Origin of the sequence: Actinocorallia sp. API 0066, from assembly GCF_020991275.1 — a bacterium.
Lineage (GTDB): Bacteria > Actinomycetota > Actinomycetes > Streptosporangiales > Streptosporangiaceae > Actinocorallia.
Genome location: NZ_JAJLQY010000041.1, coordinates 1 through 557, shown reverse-complemented (window position 1 = coordinate 557; position 557 = coordinate 1). Strand labels below are relative to the sequence as shown.

Annotated in this window: 1 protein-coding gene; it reads left to right on the top strand. The window is 63.9% G+C overall.

The annotated features are described in order from the left end of the window. Window positions 1-557 (top strand): (Fe-S)-binding protein (locus LO762_RS32250; protein WP_230620148.1); only part of this gene is annotated, 557 nt, incomplete at both ends.

Here is a 557-nt window from a genome sequence, read left to right as displayed (position 1 = left end):
GAGGTCGAGGTGATCGATGAGAAGCTGCCCGAAGAGGTGGAGTACCTGTTCTGGGTCGGCTGCGCCGGCGCTCTGGAAGACCGGGCGAAGAAGACCACCAAGGCCGTCGCGGAGCTCCTGCACATCGCGGGGGTGAAGTTCGCGGTGCTGGGTCCGATGGAGGCGTGCACGGGTGATCCGGCTCGTCGTCTGGGGATGGAGTACCTGTTCCAGGGCATGGCCCAGCAGAACGTCGAGACGATGAACGACGCCGGTGTGAAGAAGATCGTGGCGACGTGTCCGCACTGCTTCAACACCCTGGCCAACGAGTACCCGCAGGTCGGCGGGCATTACGAGGTCGTCCACCACACCCAGCTTCTGGCGGACCTGGTCGATGGCGGGAGGTTGACGCCGGTGGTGCCGATCGAGGAGAACATCACCTATCACGACCCGTGTTTCCTGGGTCGTCACAACAAGGTGTACAAGCAGCCGCGCGACATCATGTCCAAGGTGCCGGGGGTGAAGACCCAGGAGATGCACCGGCACAAGGACCGTGGTTTCTGCTGCGGCGCCGGTGG